This window comes from Algibacillus agarilyticus (assembly GCF_003286125.1).
Classification (GTDB): domain Bacteria; phylum Pseudomonadota; class Gammaproteobacteria; order Enterobacterales; family Alteromonadaceae; genus Algibacillus; species Algibacillus agarilyticus.
In genome coordinates this window covers 44,160-65,812 of record NZ_QMED01000001.1, presented here as the reverse complement: position 1 = coordinate 65,812, position 21,653 = coordinate 44,160, and the positions used below count along the sequence as shown (strand labels likewise).

The 21,653-nt window shown below is 39.1% G+C and carries 16 protein-coding genes; 12 read left to right on the top strand and 4 right to left on the bottom strand.

Annotation, left to right across the window (positions count from 1 at the left end; all coding sequences use genetic code 11):
- Positions 1-4 precede the first annotated feature (4 nt).
- Positions 5-961, top strand: coding sequence for a glucokinase (locus DPX34_RS00215; RefSeq protein WP_111976401.1), 957 nt, complete (start codon positions 5-7; stop codon positions 959-961).
- 3 nt (positions 962-964) lie between these two features.
- Positions 965-1,615 (top strand): bifunctional 4-hydroxy-2-oxoglutarate aldolase/2-dehydro-3-deoxy-phosphogluconate aldolase, encoded by a 651-nt coding sequence (locus DPX34_RS00210; RefSeq protein WP_111976400.1) that lies wholly within the window; start codon positions 965-967, stop codon positions 1,613-1,615.
- A 125-nt stretch (positions 1,616-1,740) separates the two neighbouring features.
- On the opposite strand, the gene DPX34_RS00205 is transcribed toward DPX34_RS00210, so the two are convergent.
- Positions 1,741-2,637: a D-hexose-6-phosphate mutarotase gene (locus DPX34_RS00205; protein WP_111976399.1), complete on the bottom strand. Its 897-nt coding sequence runs from the start codon at positions 2,635-2,637 to the stop codon at positions 1,741-1,743.
- A 65-nt stretch (positions 2,638-2,702) separates the two neighbouring features.
- Entirely contained in the window at positions 2,703-3,716 is a 1,014-nt protein-coding gene (gene gap / locus DPX34_RS00200; protein WP_111976398.1) for a type I glyceraldehyde-3-phosphate dehydrogenase, read from the bottom strand.
- Positions 3,717-3,954: 238 nt separating this feature from the next.
- Here gap and malQ point away from each other — a divergent pair, with 238 nt between their 5' ends.
- The 5 genes from malQ to msrB all read left to right on the top strand — a co-directional run bounded on the left by malQ (position 3,955) and on the right by msrB (position 12,888).
- On the top strand, positions 3,955-6,132 hold the full coding sequence (gene malQ / locus DPX34_RS00195; protein WP_111976397.1) for a 4-alpha-glucanotransferase: 2,178 nt from the start codon (positions 3,955-3,957) through the stop codon (positions 6,130-6,132).
- A gap of 257 nt (positions 6,133-6,389) precedes the next feature.
- Positions 6,390-8,576, top strand: coding sequence for a 1,4-alpha-glucan branching protein GlgB (glgB, locus tag DPX34_RS00190; RefSeq protein ID WP_111976396.1), 2,187 nt, complete (start codon positions 6,390-6,392; stop codon positions 8,574-8,576).
- Positions 8,577-8,649: 73 nt separating this feature from the next.
- Positions 8,650-10,749: a glycogen debranching protein GlgX gene (gene glgX, locus DPX34_RS00185; RefSeq protein WP_111976734.1), complete on the top strand. Its 2,100-nt coding sequence runs from the start codon at positions 8,650-8,652 to the stop codon at positions 10,747-10,749.
- 177 nt (positions 10,750-10,926) lie between these two features.
- Entirely contained in the window at positions 10,927-12,456 is a 1,530-nt protein-coding gene (gene gnd, locus DPX34_RS00180) for an NADP-dependent phosphogluconate dehydrogenase (RefSeq protein ID WP_111976395.1), read from the top strand.
- 39 nt (positions 12,457-12,495) lie between these two features.
- Positions 12,496-12,888, top strand: a complete 393-nt coding sequence (msrB, locus tag DPX34_RS00175; RefSeq protein WP_111976733.1) for a peptide-methionine (R)-S-oxide reductase MsrB — start codon at positions 12,496-12,498, stop codon at positions 12,886-12,888.
- Between the two features lie 68 nt (positions 12,889-12,956).
- Here the strand turns inward: msrB and DPX34_RS00170 are convergent, their stop codons facing one another.
- Positions 12,957-13,766: a DUF2989 domain-containing protein gene (locus tag DPX34_RS00170; RefSeq protein ID WP_157964573.1), complete on the bottom strand. Its 810-nt coding sequence runs from the start codon at positions 13,764-13,766 to the stop codon at positions 12,957-12,959.
- Positions 13,767-14,008: 242 nt separating this feature from the next.
- Here DPX34_RS00170 and DPX34_RS00165 point away from each other — a divergent pair, with 242 nt between their 5' ends.
- From DPX34_RS00165 to DPX34_RS00145, 5 genes are all read left to right on the top strand, one after another.
- A complete protein-coding gene (locus DPX34_RS00165; protein WP_111976393.1) occupies positions 14,009-14,542 on the top strand; it encodes a TlpA family protein disulfide reductase in 534 nt (177 codons plus the stop codon).
- A 99-nt stretch (positions 14,543-14,641) separates the two neighbouring features.
- Positions 14,642-16,303: an alanine/glycine:cation symporter family protein gene (locus DPX34_RS00160; RefSeq protein ID WP_111976392.1), complete on the top strand. Its 1,662-nt coding sequence runs from the start codon at positions 14,642-14,644 to the stop codon at positions 16,301-16,303.
- A complete protein-coding gene (locus tag DPX34_RS00155) occupies positions 16,304-16,630 on the top strand; it encodes a zinc ribbon domain-containing protein (RefSeq protein ID WP_111976391.1) in 327 nt (108 codons plus the stop codon).
- Positions 16,630-16,920, top strand: coding sequence for a YeaC family protein (locus DPX34_RS00150; protein ID WP_111976390.1), 291 nt, complete (start codon positions 16,630-16,632; stop codon positions 16,918-16,920). Before DPX34_RS00155 ends, DPX34_RS00150 begins: the two co-directional genes overlap by 1 nt.
- Positions 16,910-19,705 (top strand): DUF349 domain-containing protein, encoded by a 2,796-nt coding sequence (locus DPX34_RS00145; protein ID WP_111976389.1) that lies wholly within the window; start codon positions 16,910-16,912, stop codon positions 19,703-19,705. The genes DPX34_RS00150 and DPX34_RS00145 overlap by 11 nt, the downstream gene beginning before the upstream one ends.
- A gap of 251 nt (positions 19,706-19,956) precedes the next feature.
- Here DPX34_RS00145 and DPX34_RS00140 read toward each other — a convergent pair whose 3' ends face one another.
- Positions 19,957-21,519: a LysM peptidoglycan-binding domain-containing protein gene (locus DPX34_RS00140; protein WP_232824612.1), complete on the bottom strand. Its 1,563-nt coding sequence runs from the start codon at positions 21,517-21,519 to the stop codon at positions 19,957-19,959.
- Between the last annotated feature and the right edge of the window lie 134 nt (positions 21,520-21,653).

The following is a 21,653-nucleotide window of genomic DNA, read 5'->3' as shown; positions in this document are numbered from 1 at the left end:
TAATATGATTTGTTTAATCGCAGATGTTGGTGGAACCAACATGCGTATAGCCCAAACAAATGGTGTTGATACTCAATTTACTCAAGATCGAACTTACCCTGTTACTGGCTATGACAATATTGATGATGTGATTAATCAATATTGTACCGATGAAAACATCAATGCAGTTCAGCATGTTTGTGTTGCCATCGCGTGTCCGATTAATGGTGACCAAGTCAGTATGACTAATCATACGTGGTCTTTTTCGATTGAAGCGGTTAAAAAGAAATTAAATCTAGATAGCTTTTTAGTTATTAATGATTTTACGGCTCAAGCTATGTGTTTGCCGTTTTTAACCGACGAAAATAAAATTCAAGTGGGTGGTGATAAAGCTGATTTATCTGCACCGATGGCGGTTTATGGTCCCGGTACAGGTTTAGGTGTTGCTCACTTAATTAAAGCAAATGAAAAATATATCCCGCTTCCTGGCGAAGGTGGACATGTTGATTTTGCCAGTAACGATGAATTAGAACAAAAAATACTAAATGTTTTACAGAGCAAATATGGGCATGTTTCTGTTGAGCGTTTAGTGTCAGGTCCCGGTATTTTAGAAATTTATCAAGCAATTTGTCACATAAAAAGTGTTGAGTTAAGTTTTAGCTCACCTGCTGATATAACTAAACATGCTGTTGATGGTACCTGTGAATATTGTAAGCTAACATTAGATACTTTCTGTCGTGTAATGGGCAGCTTTGGTGGTAATTTAGCATTAACAACTTTAACTTATGGCGGTGTTTATATTGCGGGTGGGATCATTCCACGCTTTATTGAGTATTTTAAAAACAGTGATTTTAGAACACAATTTGAAGCCAAAGGACGATTTACCGCATTAAACAAAAAAATTCCGGTGTTTGTTATCACCGAAAAACAACCGGGATTATTAGGTGCTGCTGCGTATTTAACTCAAAATATTGAGGCTTAACAAATGAGTACTACAAATAATTGGAAAACAACTTCTCTAGACATTTTAAAGCAAGGTACAGTTGTACCTGTACTTGTTTTTAAAAAATTAGAACATGCATTACCGGTATCAGAAGCCTTATTAGAAGGCGGCGTTAAAGTTTTAGAAGTGACACTAAGAACTGAATGCGCACTTGATGCTATTGAATTATTAGCTAACAAATTACCTGAAGCGGTAACAGGCGCTGGAACGATCATTAATGCTGATCAGTATCGTGCTGTTGAAAGTGCGGGTGGTCAATTTGGTATTAGCCCAGGTTTAACACCTGCGCTATTGCAAGCAGCTAACCAAGGTACAATGCCTTTAATTCCGGGGATTGCATCAATTTCTGAGATGATGACGGGCATTGAGCATGGCTTAGATTGTTTTAAATTCTTCCCAGCAGAAGCTGCGGGTGGCGTTCCTATGCTTAAGTCGATTGCCGGTCCTTGTCCGCAAATTACTTTCTGTCCTACTGGCGGAATTAACCCTGATAACTACAAAAATTACTTAGCCTTGCCTAATGTAGCTTGTGTCGGTGGTTCATGGCTAGTGCCACAAGATGCTGTCGAAGCGGGTGATTGGAAACGCATTACACAAATCGCTAAAGCAGCTGTTGAAGGTGCTAAAGGTTAGGCCTCCATTTATTTGTATACACCCAGGTTTTTTTAATGTACCTAGACATTAAATTAATTAAGGTACAAAAAAACCGATGCTTGCATCGGTTTTTTTATGTCTAATTAAAGTCGTTTGTAGTCAGCTTATTTAACTACATCAATATGCTGTTTTAGTGTATGCGAATGACCTGGCTTTAAATTTAAATAAGGTTTAAATGCTGCAGGCTCAACACAAAGCATTTCTTGCCAAACTTCCGAACCCATGCCCGGAGTCTTTGTTGAAACTTCTCTCCACGGATTCCACACAATTAAGCTATTGTGACCACTTTGAGTTAATTGATAAGTATGCACCGGACTTTCAATTTCTGCATATTCAGCTTGATCAATATGTATTCTGTCTGTGTGTTCTCTAAAGCGGTAGCATTTAGGTGAATCGGTAGACTGCCAGTTAGTTTGTTCAGAAATATAATGCGATTGAGTTAATCCATGTAACTCGGTTTCTTTGATATTACCAACATAAAAATAGGTATGTAAAGCGGCGCTGAATTCATAGGGCGCATGGCTATTGTTGGTTGTAACTAAACTAACATCGAGTGTTTCGGTTAACTTAATAACTTCAGTTAACACGACGCCTTCTGGGATGTGTTTGCGCATTTCGTCAGTTTGAGTCGGGGTTACACGTAATGTAAATTCGCTATTTTCAAACTTAAAATCTTTGATCACCCAAGGTATATTACGCACTAACCCATGACTCGGGTTGCTTTTATCGGTTCTATGTCGACCAAACCAAGGCCAACAAACGGGTATGCCGCCTCTTAATGATTTACTGTTATCTAAATGACTAAAATCGCTAAGCCAAATTACAGGGTGAGGATGTTTACTGGTTTCATACCAAATGACTTGACCACCCGTTACTGTGATCGCGGCTTTATATCGTTCGGTCTCTACCCACCAATAATGTAAACCCGTTGGTAAAGCACGTAAACTAAACTCGTCTGAATAGTTTTCAAGAATGTCGAATTGAATAAATGGATTTTTCATAGGAATAAAACTCGCTAAAAACAAAAGGCGGCATAAGCCGCCTGCGCTAGATGTTCTTTTGAGGTTTAGGCCTTCATTAATTGAACAGTGTTGTCCAACATGCGGTTACTAAAGCCCCACTCATTATCGTACCAAGCCATAACTTTAACTAACTTGCCGATAACACGTGTTTGTGTTGCATCAAAGTTTGAAGTATATGCACAATGGTTGAAGTCAGAAGAAACTAATGGTTCTACATTGATTGATAATACTTCAGCTAATACTGGATCGGCTGCGATTGCATCAGCAATGATCTTATTAACTTCTTCAACCGTTGTTTCTTTTTCTGATTCAAATGTTAAATCAACTAATGAAACATTGATTGTTGGTACACGAACAGCCATGCCGTCGAACTTACCTTGAAGTTCTGGAACCACTAAACCAACCGCTTTTGCAGCACCTGTTGCTGTCGGGATCATGTTATGACCTGCAGCACGTGCACGATATTTATCTGTATGGTAAACATCAGATAATTTTTGGTCGTTTGTATAAGCATGGATAGTTGTCATTAAACCAGAAACAATGCCTAAAGCATCGTTTAATGGCTTAGCGATTGGGGCTAAACAGTTAGTTGTACATGAAGCATTTGAAATAATTGTCATGTCAGATGTGATCACATCTTGGTTAACACCATATACAACAGTTGCGTCAATGTTGCCTTTAGCTGGAGCTGAAATAATGACTTTTTTAGCGCCGGCATCAATATGTGCTTGAGCTTTGTCTTTATCTGCAAAGAAACCAGTACATTCGTAAACTACGTCTACGCCTAGCTCAGCCCAAGGTAAATCAGCTGGGTTGCGCTCTGAGAAAGTAAGAATTTTGTCATCATTTACATAAAGAGCTTCGTCATCATGAGAAACTTTTGCGTTAAAACGACCGTGAACGGTATCGTATTTTGTTAAATGAGCATTAATATCTGAATCGCCTAAATCGTTAATCGCAACGATTTTGATGTCATAATTTTTTTCTGATTCATATAACGCTTTAAGAACATTTCTTCCGATACGTCCGTATCCGTTTATAGCAACTTTAATAGTCATTGTTGGTTCCACTGTTAGTTAGTAAATTTGTATGTTTTGGTATGTTTAATTAATCTTTAATATTTAAACCAATTAAGCACTTTTATAATTGAATTAGATTATAAACGATCATTAGTCTGTTTCTCAAAGAATAAATACGTATGCATTAGACTTAATTTACGGGTTTAAGTGATGAATTATTTTAAAAGTAGGGTATCCTTTAATTAGTTAAAATTTGAGCGATAAGGTTAACAAACGAATGAAAAATGAGTTGATCGAGCAGCTAGCGCAAGCTCGCGGTATAGAAAGTAATTACGTCGATGCATGGGGAAAGGATGCCGTAGTCGATCCTTCAGTTAAAGTTAAACTATTAGCGGGTATGGGATATCCGGTAGATGATGAAGAGGCTTTAAAAGAAGCTATTGAAGCAGAAACAGAGGAGCATTGGAGTTCACCGCTAAATCCGGTAACTATTTTACGTGATACAGACTCGTTACTCACCAGTATTCGTTTGCCGATAACAGCGGTAAATACCGAATTTAATTGGTTAATCACAACAGAGCAGGGTCAGCAATATCAAGCACCTTTTACGCCTATCGATGGAAATTTAGTCGATGTCGCCCAGTTTGATGGTTTAGAGTATCAAGAATACTTACTTGAAATCGATCAGCTTTTACCTATTGGTTATCATACACTGAGCATAAAAAGTGACGACGCTAAGGTAGAAGCTAAGCAAGATCTCATTATTGCTCCAACCGCTTGTTATAAACAACCTGCGATTGCACAAGGTAAAAAAGGTTGGGGGCCGAGTGTTCAGTTATATTGTATCCGAACAGAAAATAACTGGGGTATTGGTGACTTTTCTGATTTAACGACATTAATAAAAGAAGTCGCCGCTCGCGGAGCTGAGTTTGTCGGTTTAAACCCTATTCATGCACTTTACCCTGCTAACTCTGATAGTTGTAGTCCTTATAGTCCGTCTTCACGTCGGTGGTTAAATAGTTTATACATTGACGTAAAAGCCGTTGCCGGTTTTGATACCGAGGCGGTACAAACCTTGGTTAATTCAGCCGATTTTCAACAAAAATTACAACATGCACGTGATGTTGAATCGGTTGATTATGAAGCCGTTACACAATTAAAACACAGTGCACTTAAGCTGATTTTTGCTTGGTTTAATCAGCAAAAAGATCAAGCTGATTTTGCGGCTTTTGTTGAAGAAGGTGGCGAGTCATTACAGCAAATTGCTATTTTTGATGCCATCCAAGAAACCGTCGCCGCAACGGGCGAAATCGCTTGGGGTTGGCCGGCATGGCCTGATTCACTTAACGAATACCACAAAGAAGCCGTTGCTGAATTCGCGAAAAATAATGCGGAATTAGTTAACTATTATTGTTATTTACAATGGCTAGCCGACAAGCAAATTAATGCTTGCCAACAAGCGGCTGTGGATGCGGGCATGTCGATTGGTATATATCGTGATTTAGCCGTGGGTGTTAGTGAAGGTAGTGCTGAAATTTGGGCAAATAGTGATTTATATTGCACTAATGCCAGTGTAGGTGCTCCACCTGATGTATTAGGCCCACAAGGACAAAATTGGGGATTACCCCCGATGGATCCTGAAAAATTAATTAAACAAAGTTATTCACCTTTTGTTGAGTTATTTAGATCAAACATGCGCGCGTGTGGCGCTTTACGTATTGATCATGCAATGGCGTTATTGCGCTTATGGTGGGTGCCAAAAGGGGATACCGCTAAGCAAGGTGCTTACCTGTATTACCCCGTAGATGATTTGTTAGCATTGCTGGCATTAGAAAGTCATCGAAATAAGTGTTTAGTGATCGGTGAAGATCTTGGTACGGTGCCAGATGGCATTTACGAATTACTGCAAGAAAATGGTGTTCATTCTTACCGAGTATTCTTTTTTGAAGTTGCACCCGATGGTGGTTTCTTCTCGCCTGCGCACTATCCCGTACAAGCAATGTCTACATTAACGACGCATGATATGCCAACTCTACGTGGTTATTGGCATTGTGACGATTTAAACCTAGGGCGTGAAGTGGGGGTTTACCCAGATGAAGAGGTATTACAAACTTTATTTGCGAGCCGTCATCGTGATAAACAAGCCATATTAGATACATTACATGGGCATCAATCTATTTCAGATGCGGTACCACGTGACGTGGAATATACCGAGATGACACAAGAGTTAAATTTTGGGTTGCAATATCATATGGCTAAAGGCTCAAGTGCACTCTTAAGTTTGCAATTAGAAGATTGGATGCAAATGGACAAGCCGGTTAATATACCGGGCACAAGCACGGAATATCCAAACTGGCGTCGTAAATTGACGATGAATTTAAGTGAAATATTCAGTCAAGAAGCAATTGATGATTTAACCGCTCGTTTAACGCAAGCCCGTAACGACGCCAGTTAAAACATAATTTAAGACGTTAATTAAGTCGCTTAATTAAGTCGCTTAATTAAATGGCTGTATTTACTTTGATTAATGAGGTTAATTGAAGTGTACAGCCTTTTTATTTTTGTGCATTGTCATGTTTTTAACACACCCACAACTAATAATTCTTATATTCTATTATTATCACTTAATAAATAATTGATAATGCTAACGTTATTGTATTAATCTAGTCATAACACACAGGCTAAGTACACTTTATTTTAATGGATGGAAAGATGCTCGCAAATAATTTACAACAAGCAAAAGTATATAATCCTCTCGATGTTCTCGGGTTTATTAAAACAGAAGATGGAAGTTTAAAGTTACGGGCTTGGAGTCCAGGCGCAATAAAAGTTGAGGTCCTTGATTATATCACGGGTCAATATATTCAAGACCTTGGGTTAACCGATGAAAATGGTTTGTTTGAAGCCTTAATATCAGGAAAAACACAAACATTTGATTATAAATTACGCATCACAAACAAAGAACATACTTACGAAGTTGTAGACCCATATCAATTTGCTGAAGCCGCTTTTCATGCTGTTCATTATGTTAACACGGCACCTGAGAATATTTATAAGCAATTAGGTGCGCAACTTGTTGATGTGGTTACCGATGCCGGTAATAGTTTAAAGGGTGTTCGTTTTGCTGTTTATGCACCTAGTGCATCTGCTGTTAGCTTAATTGGTGAGTTTAACCATTGGGATGGCCGCTATCATCCAATGCAAAAAACCAATTGTGGTCACTGGGTTTTATTTGTACCGGGTGTCACAGAAGGTACTAAGTACAAATATGAAATTAAAGATCCATTAGGCAATCGCTTGCCGCATAAATCTGACCCTGTTGGTTTTCACCAAGATCAATATCCATCGCATTCATCACTTGTTTTTGACCAATCTACTTACCAATGGAATGATGAAAAATGGTTAAAAGCACAAGCAAAAGTGGATCGCTACAAAACGCCAATGAGTATTTACGAGCTACATTTAGCTAGCTGGCGTAAAGTGGCAACAGAAACAGGACTGCGCTCATTAACGTATCAAGAATTTATTGAACAGCTTATTCCTTATGTTAAAGACATGGGATATACACACATAGAAGTTTTACCGGTATCAGAACATCCTTATGATGGATCTTGGGGCTATCAGCCTGTTGGGTTATTTGCGCCGACGAGTCGATTTGGCGATCCAAACGATTTTAAAGCTTTTGTTGATGCGGCTCACCAAGCTGAAGTCGGGGTTATTATTGATTGGGTTCCGGCTCATTTCCCTGAAGATTCACATGGTTTGTCTCGATTTGATGGTACGCATTTATATGAGTATGAAGATCCACGTCGTGGTTGGCATCCAGATTGGAATTCTTGCATCTATGACTTTGGCCGCGACAATGTGCGTCAGTTCTTAGTGGCTAGCGCCTTAGTTTGGTTAGAGCATTATCATGTTGATGCATTACGCGTAGATGCTGTTGCCAGTATGCTGTACTGGGATTATTCTCGTAATGAAGGCGAATGGATCCCAAATGTTGATGGGGGTAACGAAAACTACGAAGCCATTAGTTTATTGCGTTGGTTTAATGAAGAAGTTTACACCCAACATCCGCACGCGTTTACCATTGCTGAAGAGTCAACGGCATTCCCTAAAGTGTCTAAACCCACCTTTGAGGGCGGTTTAGGTTTTGGTTTTAAATGGAATATGGGGTGGATGCACGATAGTTTACATTATATTTCTAAAGATCCGGCTTATCGTAAGTTTCATCATAATGAGATCACCTTCTCAATGGTGTATGCCTACAATGAAAGCTTTGTATTGCCTATTTCACATGATGAAGTGGTACACGGTAAAGGTTCAATGTTGCGTAAAATGCCAGGTGATGAATGGCAAGCCGCTTCAAACCTGCGTACTTATGCCGCCTTTATGTATGCACACCCAGGTAAAAAACTTAACTTTATGGGTAATGAATTTGGTCAATCGGCTGAATGGAATTATAACAACTCATTAGATTGGCATTTAACCGAGTATGATAAACATAAAGGTATTCAAAATTTATATCGTGATTTAAATAATGTGTATAAAAATTACCCTGCACTTTATGAATTAGATCACGACTACCAAGGTTTTGAATGGTTAGAACATCAAGATTCAGCGAACAGTATTTTAGCGTTTATGCGTAAAGCTGAAACCACCGATGCTAAAGTTTATTCGATTAGTAACTTTACGCCAATCCCGCGTAATGAATACCGTTTAGGTGTTGCTGAGCCTGGCCAATACTCGCTAATTTTAAACAGTGATGATGAAAAGTATTGGGGTAGCGGTTATGACGTTATTACTAAAGTCACTGCGGATGCAACGCCTTGGCATGGTCAAGAATATTCTATATTAATTAACCTGCCACCTTTATCGACAATCCTACTAGAAAACCGTTAATATCAAACTATCTTAGGAACTTACATTCGTAAGTTCCTTACTTACATTTCAAATGCATACACAAGGGACGGTTATGATCAATTTATCAAAGCAATCCAAGTTATTTTCTGTTAATAAATTCGATGTTTACGCGGGGTCGGCCAAAAAATTAGGACCCACTATTGTTAAAGGGCTTGGGGTTAATTTTGCTATTTATTGCCCTCAAGCACATAAAGTCGAATTGTGTTTATTTGATCAGCAAACTGAAGCGCAAATTTGTGCGATCGAACTACCAGCTAAAAAAGGTCGAGTCTGGCATGGTTTTGTCACGAATATAGTGCCAGGGCAGCTCTATGGTTACAGAGTCTATGGCGATTATAACTTAGATGAAGGCTTAGTATTCGATCACGAAAAGTTGTTAATCGACCCTTATGCCAAGGCGCTAAGCCGACCACTGGTGTGGAATGAACGTTTATATGCAGGTGATTCTCAGCAAATGATTTCTAAATCAGTTGTTGTTGACCCTGAATTTGATTGGCAAGATGCTGAACGTCCTTATGTACCTGATTCAGATACCGTCGTATATGAAATGCACGTTAAAGGTTTTACTCAAATGCACCCCGATGTACCTGATGATATTCAAGGGACATACTTGGGGCTTGCTCATCCAAAAGTCGTTAAATATTTGCAAGAACTTGGCGTAACCACTTTACAATTGATGCCTGTTGCTGCCTTTATGTCTGAACCTCGCTTAACGGCGTTAGGTTTGACTAACTATTGGGGTTATAACCCGATTAACTTCTTTAGCCCTGAACCGCGCTATAGTAGCTGTGGTAGCAATGCGGTTAACGAATTTAAGACCATGGTGCGTGAATTACACAAAGCAGGCATTGAGGTTATCTTGGATGTTGTGTTTAACCACAGTGCTGAAGGTGGAGGGGATGGCCCTATCTTGTCTTTCCGCGGACTTGATAACCGAAATTTTTATTTGTTTGATGCCGATGAACATGGGCAAAGCATTTATCGTCATTATGTAAATAATACAGGTTGCGGTAACAGTATTAATTTAGATAACCCTTATGTATTACAGCTTGTTACCCAATCGCTACGTTACTGGGTTGAAGAAATGCATGTAGATGGTTTCCGCTTTGATTTAGCGGTGAGCTTAGCGCGAGAAGGTAATGAATTTGATAACTATTCTGCTTTCTTTAAGGTGTTGTTCCAAGATCCGGTGTTAAGCCAAACTAAGTTGATAGCTGAGCCATGGGATATTGGTTACGGTGGTTATCGATTAGGGCAGTTCCCTGAAAATTGGCATGAATGTAACGATAAGTTTCGTGATACGGTCAAAGGCTTTTGGAAGGGTGACCGTGGATTAATTGGTGATTTCGCCACCCGTTTTATGGGAAGCCGTGATGTTTTCCATAAAGATTTGCGTACGATTAACACGAGTGTTAATTACATTGCTTATCATGATGGTTTTTCGTTAGAAGATTTAGTGAGTTATAACCACAAGCATAATGAAGCTAACTGTGAGCAAAACCGTGATGGGCACGGGCATAACCTGTCTTATAATTATGGTATTGAAGGCCCCACAACGGATAAAGCGATTAATAAGTTACGTCAAAAACAAAAGCGTAATTTATTAGCGACACTCTTTATTTCACAAGGCACGCCGCATTTATTGGCGGGTGATGAAATAGGCCGCACTCAGTTAGGTAATAATAATGCTTATTGCCAAGATAACAGTATTAGCTGGTTAAATTGGCAATTAAAATCGGTGCATAAAAAGCAACTTGAGTTTGTGCGAAACCTGATTAAAACCCGTCATTCAAGTCCGCTTTTACATTCTTTATCGTTAAAAGATGATGGTTACTTTGGTTATAACAACACACATGAAGTTAATTGGTTTAATGCAAATGGTGAGTTAATGTCGACTGAGGAGTGGCATAACCCTGACACTCAAATCATCGCGGTTGAGATGAAAGCAGGTTCAAATAAAGGTGATGAAACGCTCTTTGTTTGTATTAATGCGGCTACTCATGATGTCAATTTTACGTTACCCGAAAAAACGAAATGGTCAATTTTATTTGATACTCGTTTTGATAATGGTAAACCTCGGCGTCTAGGTGGGGTTACTAAAAAATACGCGGTAGAGTCGCAAAGCTTGGTGTTGTTAATGAGAAAATGGTGAGCTTAAGCTCACTGTTTTATTTGGTCATACCATTTTCCCAATATGCCAGATTATAGTTAAAATCAATACTTAGTATTCTTTAAATAAACCTCGGAAATGTGTTTTTAGGTTAGTAGTGTCCGTATAATCGCGGTCACTATTTACTGCCTAAATTAAAGTATAAAGGAACACACACACATGTCCGACTTAACTAAATTATGCGATATAGGCCTTATTGGCTTAGGAGTAATGGGAAAAAATTTAGCATTAAATCTTGCTGATAACGGCTATTCTGTTGCTGCATTCGATCTCGATGCAGGTCGTGTTAATGCGGCTGTTGCACAAGATGAAGCCGAACGTGGTTCTCAAGACCCTCGTTTAGTCCCATGCCAATCATTTGAAGACTTGCTCAGTAAAACCAAGCAATCTCGTATTATCATTCTTTCTATCCCAGCGGGTAAACCGGTTGATTCTGTTTGCAGTCAGCTATTAGCACTCGGTTTAAATTTAGACGATATTGTTGTCGATACGGGTAACAGCCTCTGGTCTGATACTGTTGAGCGTGAAGCCAGTTATCAAGGTAAATTTGTCTTCTTTAGTTGTGCTGTTTCGGGCGGTGAAGTTGGCGCTCGTTTTGGTCCGTCATTAATGCCAAGTGGCGACGAAACAGCATGGGCTCGTTTAGCGCCTGTATTAGAAGCTATTTCGGCTAAAGTTGATGCTAAAACGGGTTTACCTTTAGTTAATAATGAACCGGGTAACCCTGTTAAAGAAGGTGAGCCTTGTGTAACCTATATTGGCCCTGCCGGTGCGGGTCATTACGTTAAAATGGTGCACAATGGTATTGAATACGCCGACATGCAATTGATATGCGAAGCGTATGATTATATGCGTAATGCATTGTCTATGCAGCCTAAAGAAATTGCAGCTGTATTGCGTGAATGGAATAAAGGCGAATTAAATAGTTATTTAATCGAAATTTCGGCTGAGGTTTTAGAGCAATATGACCCCGAAACAGGTAAGCCAATTGTTGACGTTATTGTTGATAAAGCGGGCCAAAAAGGCACCGGTTTATGGACTGCCGTGAGTAGTTTACAAGTAGGCTCTGCGGCTACCGCGATTGCTCAAGCTGTATTTTCACGTGCCTTATCTTCAATCAAAACGCAACGTGTTGCCGCAAGCAAAATATATAAGGCGCCAGCAAAAGCTAGTTTTTCTGAAGAAGAAAAGCAAGAGCAAATTAAGCATCTGCATGATGCATTATATTGCGCAAAAATTTGTGCATATGCACAAGGTTTTGATCTAATGAAGATGGCAGCTAAAGAGCAAGGTTGGACATTAGATTACGCTAAAATAGCTAAAATTTGGCGTGCGGGTTGTATTATCCGAGCTGTCTTCTTGCAGTCGATCACCGAAGCTTATCAACGTGATGCCGAGCTTGAAAATTTATTACTTGATGGCTTCTTTGCTGAGCAAATTTCTAAATTTGAAGGTTCATGGCGTGAAGCTATTATAGGTTCTATAAAAGCCGGTATCCCAATGCCTGCCATTAACTCATCATTATCTTATTATGATTCTTTCCGTACGGCGGTATTACCTGCTAATCTATTGCAAGGTCAGCGTGACTTTTTTGGTGCACATACGTTTGAGCGCACTGATAAGCCAGCAGGCGAAAAGTATCATTTAGAATGGAGTTTACCTGAGCGTCCATTAGTTAAAATTAGCTAATCGTTAATGGTTTATGGTTTAAATTTAAGAGGTCGTTATATGGCATCAAGTAAAGACAATCAATATTGGCTCGAAAAGCTTGATGCTGATACCTACCATGTTACTCGTGAAGGCGGTACAGAGTATCCTTTCACGGGTAAATTGTTACATAATAAAAAATCAGGCGAATACCTATGCGTCTGCTGCGAAACCCCGCTGTTTACCCATCAGCATAAATTTGATTCGGGCTGTGGTTGGCCGGCATTTCACGATGCGATCGACTGGCAATTAATTACGTTTATTGAAGATAACTCTCATGGCATGAAACGAACTGAAATTCGTTGTGCAGAATGTGACGCTCACCTTGGGCATATTTTTGATGATGGACCTAAGCCAACAGGTAAGCGTTTTTGTGTTAATTCTTTATCGTTAAGTTTTAATTCAAACGAATAAATTTACAGCTTCTTGTTTTGAGTCATTATACCCAAATCACTTGGGTATAAAACTTTAGTACTACTGTTTTAACGGTTTGGTGGAATAAATTCACCTGCTTCAATCGCCGATTTAAAATCGTCAGCTAAATCATCCAGTTTATCGCTGTTAACGCCTTGATTAGACAATACGGCTTTCATTGGCGCTAAATCAATATCAGAAAGTCCATAATCTTTAGCTATTCGCCCCCAGACATAGGCGTGTTTAAGTTTTTCTTCTTTAGTGAATAACGTGCTCAAGGCTTTTAATATTTCAGGGTTAATATCCGCGCCTGGTTTATAAAGAGATAATGCATGATACAAAATATCTATCGTTCGATTACGGTCAATTTTACTCCAATACGTTGCCATTTTAAATTGCAATTCGGGGGTTTCAAGCTGGCCTGAATCTTTTAATGATAAAAATTTGGTCATTGCGTCTTCATTACCATTACGCGACCAGTGCCAATAAAGTAATTCGGGTTTCATTGAATCTTGAGTCGCGGTTGATAAACGTTTAAGTTCTCGCTGGCTTGTCACATAACCATCAACTCGCGACGTCTTTTTTTCTTTTAATTTAATATGTTCAATATGAGATGCCAATTCCACACATTCGCTGTAAGTCTCATAATCTAACATTAATTTGTAGCGCAGCTCGTCTGTTGGCGTTTGATGTTCTAAATAGCGGTTTATGATTATATCGGCTCTAACATCTTTACACCAAGAGTCCGTGTTTAAATCTTCACAAAATTGCGGTGTTTCTTTACAAACTTTGCGTACTGACAAACCTGAATCGCACGCGGTTAAAAATAAAGATAATGACACCGTTATAAAAAAGGTGAATGGAGTATAGCGCAACATATTCTTCCTAATTTTTCGATCTATTCCTGATTTAATTATACATACCTGAATCTGTTTTGTGTGGTGAATATGATTCATAAGTATTAAAAATTAATTCGATATTAAACCTACTTTAATGATCTAAAAATAAACCGTTATATTATCAAGTCACAAGTGACTGATTGTTTTAATTTGAGGTTAATTTGCATACAATACGGCGCTGCAAAATAAGAACGCATAAAAATAGGTTAAGAAGTGAATTAATGGCTAAAAAAATTTTACGATATGCGCTGCATATTGCGGTAGTGCTCATGGTTTTTTGGCTGCTATCGTGGTTCCAAGCTCGCAATTTATTAACCGATAGGGATACTAAACAAGTCAGTTTTATCAGTGTTAATACACTCGCTGAGCCAACGAATCGCCTTATCCAACTGCCTATTGAAGGTAAAGTTACCGTATTGTATTTTTTTGCACCTTGGTGTCACGTCTGTAAATTATCAATTAATAATCTAGAAACACTTAAAAATGTTTATAAAGATGACATCAACGTCGTGCCAATTGCATTAAGTTATGAAAATATCGCCAGCGTAAATGATTTTTTACAAGCGCGCGATTTTAAATTACCGGCTTATTTAGGTTCAGAAACATTGGCTGCTGAGTTTAAAGTCGATGTTTTTCCAACTTATTATGTACTTAATGCAGATGGAACAATTAGTCATTCAGCTGTTGGTTACACCACGAGCATGGGGCTTATCGTGAATACGTTAATGGGTGAGGCTAAACCTGATCCATCTTAGCACCACAAATGATTGGAACGGTTTTTATTGCTTATAGATAAATAAAAGCGAATTCAAAATTAAACAACCAATAATAACAATAAATAAAAGGCAAATAATGTGAATGCACTTAATGATTTTTTACTTTTTATCGACAGTTTTCTCGGTAGCGCTTGGTGGTTTCCCTATCTGTTATTAGGTGTGGGTATCTTTTTTACCCTTTATCTGGGGTTTCCGCAGATTCGATATTTTAAACAAGCGTGCAAAATAGTCTCTGGCAAAAAAGATAAATCGAATTTAGAAGGCGACACCTCACATTTTCAAGCGTTAGCGACTGCGTTATCGGGAACGGTAGGAACCGGTAATATTGGTGGTGTTGCTTTTGCTATTTTCTTGGGCGGGCCCGCTGCTTTATTTTGGATGTGGATGACGGCTTTTGTTGGCATGACAACCAAATTTGTCGAAGTGACCCTGTCTCACAAATATCGAGTTAAAACGCAAGATGGCACAATGGCTGGCGGCCCCATGTATTATATGGAGCGGAAGTTAAATGCAAAATGGTTAGCCATTACCTTTGCTATTGCGACGGTGTTAAGTTCTTTTGGCTCAGGTAATATGCCACAAATTAATAACATTGCCTCGGGTATGCAAAGCTCTTTTGGTATTGAGCCTTGGATAACCGGCGCGGTTTTATCTATTTTATTAGCCTTTGTCATTATTGGGGGCATAAGCCGAATAGCGGCTGTTACGGCTAAAGTTGTTCCGTTAATGGCTGGGCTTTACATTTTGGGCGCATTAACCGTTATTTTTTATAATATTGATAATGTTTTGCCTTCGTTTATGTCGATATTTGCTGATGCTTTTACGGGTTCAGCCGCCGCGGGTGGTTTTTTGGGCGCCAGTTTTGCTTATGCATTCAGTCGTGGGGTTAATCGTGGTTTGTTCTCTAACGAAGCTGGGTTAGGTTCGGCTCCAATTGCGCATGCATCCGCTAAAGCAGATGAGCCTGTATCTGAAGGGATGGTGTCTATTTTAGAGCCATTTATCGATACCATTATATTGTGTACGATCACCGGATTGGTTATTTTATCTTCTGGTGTTTGGCATGAAAAATTTGAAAACACCTTTCCTAAATCTGAAATGACCATCATCGCAGGTCAATATAACGAAGAATCGGCCGCTAACCGAAGTGAGTTATTTAATTACTTGATGAAGCAAGATACCAAAGTCGAACCTTATACTGGACCGCTTATTGTTAAGCAAGGTCAATTAACCCAGCCTGAATTAGTGACCATTATTAATGCCCGTTCAGTGGCTGAAGATGTTCGTTTTGAATTAGAAGGTGAACATGTTTTTGATGGCGTATTAAACATTGAAAATGGCCGGATTAAAAATAAAGGCATTGTTGTGGTCGGCAAATCGCTTATCCATTCGACTCAACTGACCGCTAAAGCGTTTACTCGTGGCTTTATGGGGGAATATGGCGAGTATGTAGTTACAATAGGTTTATTACTTTTTGCGTTTTCAACGGCCATTGCGTGGAGCTATTACGGTGACCGTGCAATGACTTATTTACTGGGGCCTAAATCGGTGATGCCTTATCGCGTCGTTTATGTTGCTGGATTTATGTGGGCGGCAGTTGAAGATACCGCTGTTATCTGGAATCTAGCGGCTGTTACCATTGTGTTAATGACGATCCCTAACTTAATTGGTATATTGCTGCTGCGTAAAGATATGAAAAATACAGTAAAAGACTATATCCACAAAGACAGAGGAAAATAAATGGCATTAATCGCTTGCCCTAAATGTAGAAAACGAATTTCAGATAAAGCTGAATCGTGTCAACATTGCCATGAAGTTCTCGTGGGTGACCCTGAAAAAATTCGAACGGGTGCACGTATTAAGCGTATTGAAAAGTCGGCTCGCTTAATGACGTATTCTTTCTTTGCGCTCATCATGTTTATTGCAGGCATCGCTTATAGTGGTATGTATGCAGAAACAGGAGCCTCCTGGGATAAATGGGGTTCACAGATAGTGTCAGGGGTTGGTTTTATTTGGTACATCGTTTTGCGTGTCCAAATTATGTTGTTTAAAAAAGAGAAAGATTAATGAATTTTTTATCTATGGTTGAAACCATGCCAGAATCGGTTTATTTGGCTTTGCGACAAGCCGTCGAGCTTGGTAAGTGGGAAGATGGTAATCCATTAACTGAACAGCAGAAAGAACAAACAATCCAAACGGTTTTAGCTTGGCAAGCTAAACATTTAAACTCAGACGAACATTATACAATTGGTTCAGATGGTCAGTTGATCGAAAAACGTAAAGCAGAATTACGTAAGCAATTTGCTGAAAACAACAACGAAAACGAAATAGTGCGAATAACCCACGATGATCTTTAAATCTCTTTTCAAACCTAAATGGCAGCATACAGATGCTGTGATCCGTCAAGCGGCAATTGCTAAGCTTGACCTTGACGCTAATCGCGATGTTTTAATATCGATCGCCACGACCGACCCGGTTGCCAAAATTAGATTAATAGCACTCGAATCGCTTAATCAATTTGATTTATGGCGGACCGCAAGCGAAGACGATTCAGATGCTAGCGTTAAAAAAACAGCCCAAAGCCGTTTAGTGAATGCGTTTAGCGCAGACAATGCTTATGCCTTGTCTGACGAACAAAAACAAATGTTTATTAGCAGCTATAAACATGCATCATTGGTAGAAAGTTTACTTGTGCATGAATTATCCACTTCGCTAGTTTGTTCAATCATCACGCGCCTTAACAAAGACAAGCTCAACTTAGAGTATGCTTTACGCTCGAGTGAAGATGAAATTGCTTTATTTTGTTTTTCACGTTTGACGCCTGAGATCAAAACGTTAGAGCGATTAGTGGCGAAAGCTAAATCAACTGCAGTTAAAAACAAAGCCAATGAGCAATTAACAGCCATTGCCGAGCAAGCAGAAAAACCTAAAATATTACGTAAACAACTTAATTTGATATTGAGTAAGTTGTTAGCACTAAAAGAGAAAAAAGATTACGGACAAATTAAGTCTGAAGGTGAAGCTTTAGTTGAAGAATGGAGTGAAGTCAGTGCAGACTTACCTTGTTTACCTGAACTCGAACAAAATGAATATGCCGATAAATACCAAGCAATATGTCAGCGCATTGATGCGGCGACAAAACGCTTAAAAGATGAATGGTTTGCAATCGAAGCAGAAAAACAACGTTTAATTGCGCATCAAGAACAAGTGCTAGCCACTCAAACAGAAATCGCGACTATAAAAGAAAAAATAGCCGTCGCAGCGGCAGGTGACAGTGATGTTAATGTTGACGAATTAAATGATAGTGTACAAAAAATTAAACAATCATTAGTGGCCGCACAAATTAGCGGTGCAGATGTCGAAAGTTTGTTTAATCAAATAGCTAAGTTAGAAGCAACACTTAACAAATTACCTGCGTTTGCTGAACAGCTTGTTGCGATGACGAAGCTGCTCACTCAAATTGCCCAAGTATCCATTCCAGAAACACTCGAAATGCTAGACGAAACGATTGATGTTTATCGCGAATGGCAACAAAGCTGGAAAACACAAGCTCGTCAGTTGTTATTACCTTTACCGGCTACGCTAACCGATACTTATAAAACGGTTAATAGGCAATGGCAAGATGCGATAACGCAACTACAAGCACCACAAAAGAAAATATTAGATAAAATCAGCAGTAAATTGCGTGAGCTCGATAAACTGATTGTAAACGGTAAATACAATGCGGCGTTTGGATTGTTTCGTAAAGTCAGCGCTTGGCATGAAGAATTAACCCTTAAAAACCAAGAAAAGATAGCGCGCGATTTTACTAAGCTGCAAGAAAAAATCGACGACCTCGCCGATTTAAAAGAATATATCGCCATCCCACGCAAACGTGAATTGTTGCTTGAAATCAATGCACTCGTTGACACGCCGCTCGCTGATCCGACAAAACAAGCCAGCGAAGTAAAACAATTACGCAAAGTATGGCTGTTACTGGGTTCGGTTAATACCGACGAAGATAAAGCACTTAATAGTGCATTTGATGAAGCCAGTGAAAAAGCATTTACGCCTTGCCGAGAGCATTATGCGCTGCAAGATAAAATTAGGGCTGAAAACCTTGAATTAAAACAAGGTATTATTCAAGAGTTAACCTGTTTAAAAGAAGCGGTGGCAAGTGAAGAAAAAGCGCTGATGGATATTGGTAAAGATCTAACCAATATACAAAACCGTTGGAGTAAAATAGGGCATGTTAACCGTGATGTTTTTAACGACGTTAACGATGCTTATTATGCTTTGCTTAAACCCTTAAAAGAACAACTTAATCAATTATATAAAAATAATGCGGCTGCTAAGCAATTGTTAATTGATAAAGCACAGCAAGTCGTGGCTACAGCAGAAGAACAACAAAACTTTGCAGAGGCCATTGAAACATTAAAACAGTTGCAATCACAATGGAAAACCATAGGTTTTGCTGGCGGTGGTAAAGATCGTAAGCAATGGCAAGCCTTTAGAAAGATTAATGATGATGCTTTTGCTAAACGTAGTGAACAAGCTAAAGTTGAGCAAGATGCACGTAGTGCGCAACTTGATAGCTACTTACAGCAATATTCTGCTTTATCGCAACAGATTAACGACAGTAACAACTTGGTGACGTTAAGCCCTATATTTGCCGAATTTGAAGCGATAGCGATTGATGAAGAGTCGTTATCAGCTGGGCAATTGAAAAAGTTACAACAAGTGCAACTATCGGTACAAGAGGCTTTGATTAATAAAAAATCTAAATTTGAGCAAAATAAGTCGCATGCCGTGTATCAACTCATATTTGAGCAAGTTAATAATATAGCCAATGAAATTGAAACGGATTTAACCGAATTACCGAGTCAATGGCAGGAACTATTAACGACATACAGCCAATCTACAGCTGATGATGCATGTCAATATGATTTAACGATCAAACTTGAATTAACAACGGAACAAGAATCGCCTGCCGCAGATAAAAATCGCCGAATGGCATTACAAGTACAAATGTTAGCCAGTAAGCATAATGATGGCGATTTACAAAGCCCTGAGTCGTTATTTAAGCAATGGTTAGCTATGGGGCGCTCAAGTCATCCTGAGCTGCTAACACGTGCTATTAAAGCGTTTAGTGCCTCGTTATAACGCTTTATAACTTTTTATAAATAATAATAAAGGTGATTGCTTAATCATTTGAATTTTGATGATTGGGCATCTTCATCAGGTTATAACGGCATAAACAACTTAACGTTAAACAGTAAAAAGCCGCAAACTATTTAGGTTGCGGCTTTTTATATCGTCAGCAAAATAATTACGTCTATTGGTCTATTTAACCCAAGTAACTTGTGTATAAACTTGGCTAAACTGGATTCAAGTGCTTTCGCGTTGTTAATACACTAGATACGGGTCACATCAACAAAGAGTTGTAATAGTTGGCCGGGCTGTAAATATTTACTGCGTTTAAGTTTATTCCAACCTTCTATGTCGGCAATCGTTACTTTAAACTTATTAGCAATACGGGCTAATGAATCCCCATTTCGTACTTTATATTTAACTTTTCGTACGGTCGGCGCTTCGCCTAATTGACCTATTACTACGGCATCATCTTTCCAAATAACCAGTTTTTGTCCTGGATAGATAGGATCGGTAGGCGCCATATTATTCCATTTGGCTAACTCGCGAACATTAACTTTATTCGCGCGACTTATATCCCAGAATGTATCACCCGATTTTACTTCGTAGCTTTGCTTTTTTTGCCCGCGTTCAATATTTTGTTTTTTTTCTGTTCGACTCTTCATGCTTAAATCATAACTGTCTAATGATTGTGAAGCTGCTGGGATAAGTAAGTGCTGACCTTTACGTATCATATTGCCTTTGATTTTATTAGCAGTGCGAATGCTATCAATCGTCACATTGTGTTGGCTCGCTATTTTACCCAAGCTGTCGCCTGACTGTATTTTATAACGTTTCCATGAGACTAACTGTTCAGGTTTTAACTCTTTAATCGCTTGATTAAATAATTCCGCTTTTTCAATTGGAAGAATAAAACGGTGTGGCCCTTCTGGTGGTGTGGCCCAGCGGTTAAAGGCTGGATTTAAAGCGTGAAGCTCATTAACGTGCATATCCGCTAGTTCAGCTGCTTTAGCTAAGTCTATTTGGCCTGGTGCATTCACTTCTTCTAACACCTCGACATTGGCAATGGGGTATATTTTTAAATTGTAAGCTTGTGGGCGACGTATCATGTCCGCCAGTGCTAATAGTTTAGGCACATAAGCATCTGTTTCTTTAGGTAATTCTAAAGACCAAAAATCGACGTTTTCGCCTGATTTGTAGTTTGCTTTTATAGCGCGGGCAACTCGGCCTTCACCTGAGTTATAAGAGGCTAAGGCATGTAGCCAGTCGCCATCAAATCGTTTATGCAAAAAGGTAAGGTAATCTAATGCGGCTTTTGTTGCTGCGGGCACATCTCTTCGGCCGTCGTACCACCAGTTTTGATGTAATCCAAAACGATCGCCTGTTTGTGGTACAAATTGCCATAGGCCTGAAGCGCGGCCATGAGAGTAAGCAAAAGGATCAAATGCACTTTCTACTATCGGTAATAATACGAGCTCCATCGGTAACCCTCTGGCCTCTATTTCTTCTACAATCATGTAAAGAAAAGGTTCTGCTCGTTTAGCGACACGATTTAAATAATCGGGATGGCGCGCGTACCATGAACGTTGAATGGCAACTCGACGATTCTCTGGTATATCAAACGTTAATTTTGCTTGGATCCGCTGCCAAATATTACCAAATACCGGTTTGGTTGATTGCGGTTCTTGCTGTTGGTTCACATAAGCTTGCGCTAGTGCGGCATCATAAAAATGTAATGACTCTTCATCATCTATTTCGACGGCAATAAATTCATCTTTAAGCTCGACGACTTTATTGGTTTCTGCTACTGGGCTTCCAGTTAACATGTCAAGTTGCTGACATGCAGTCAGCAGGGTAAGGCTTATGCTTAATAGCAAATATTTCATATTGATACACTGACTTTATAAATTCAAAGCGATGTTAAAGGGCTACACCGCTTAAATCAATAAGATCAGGCTTT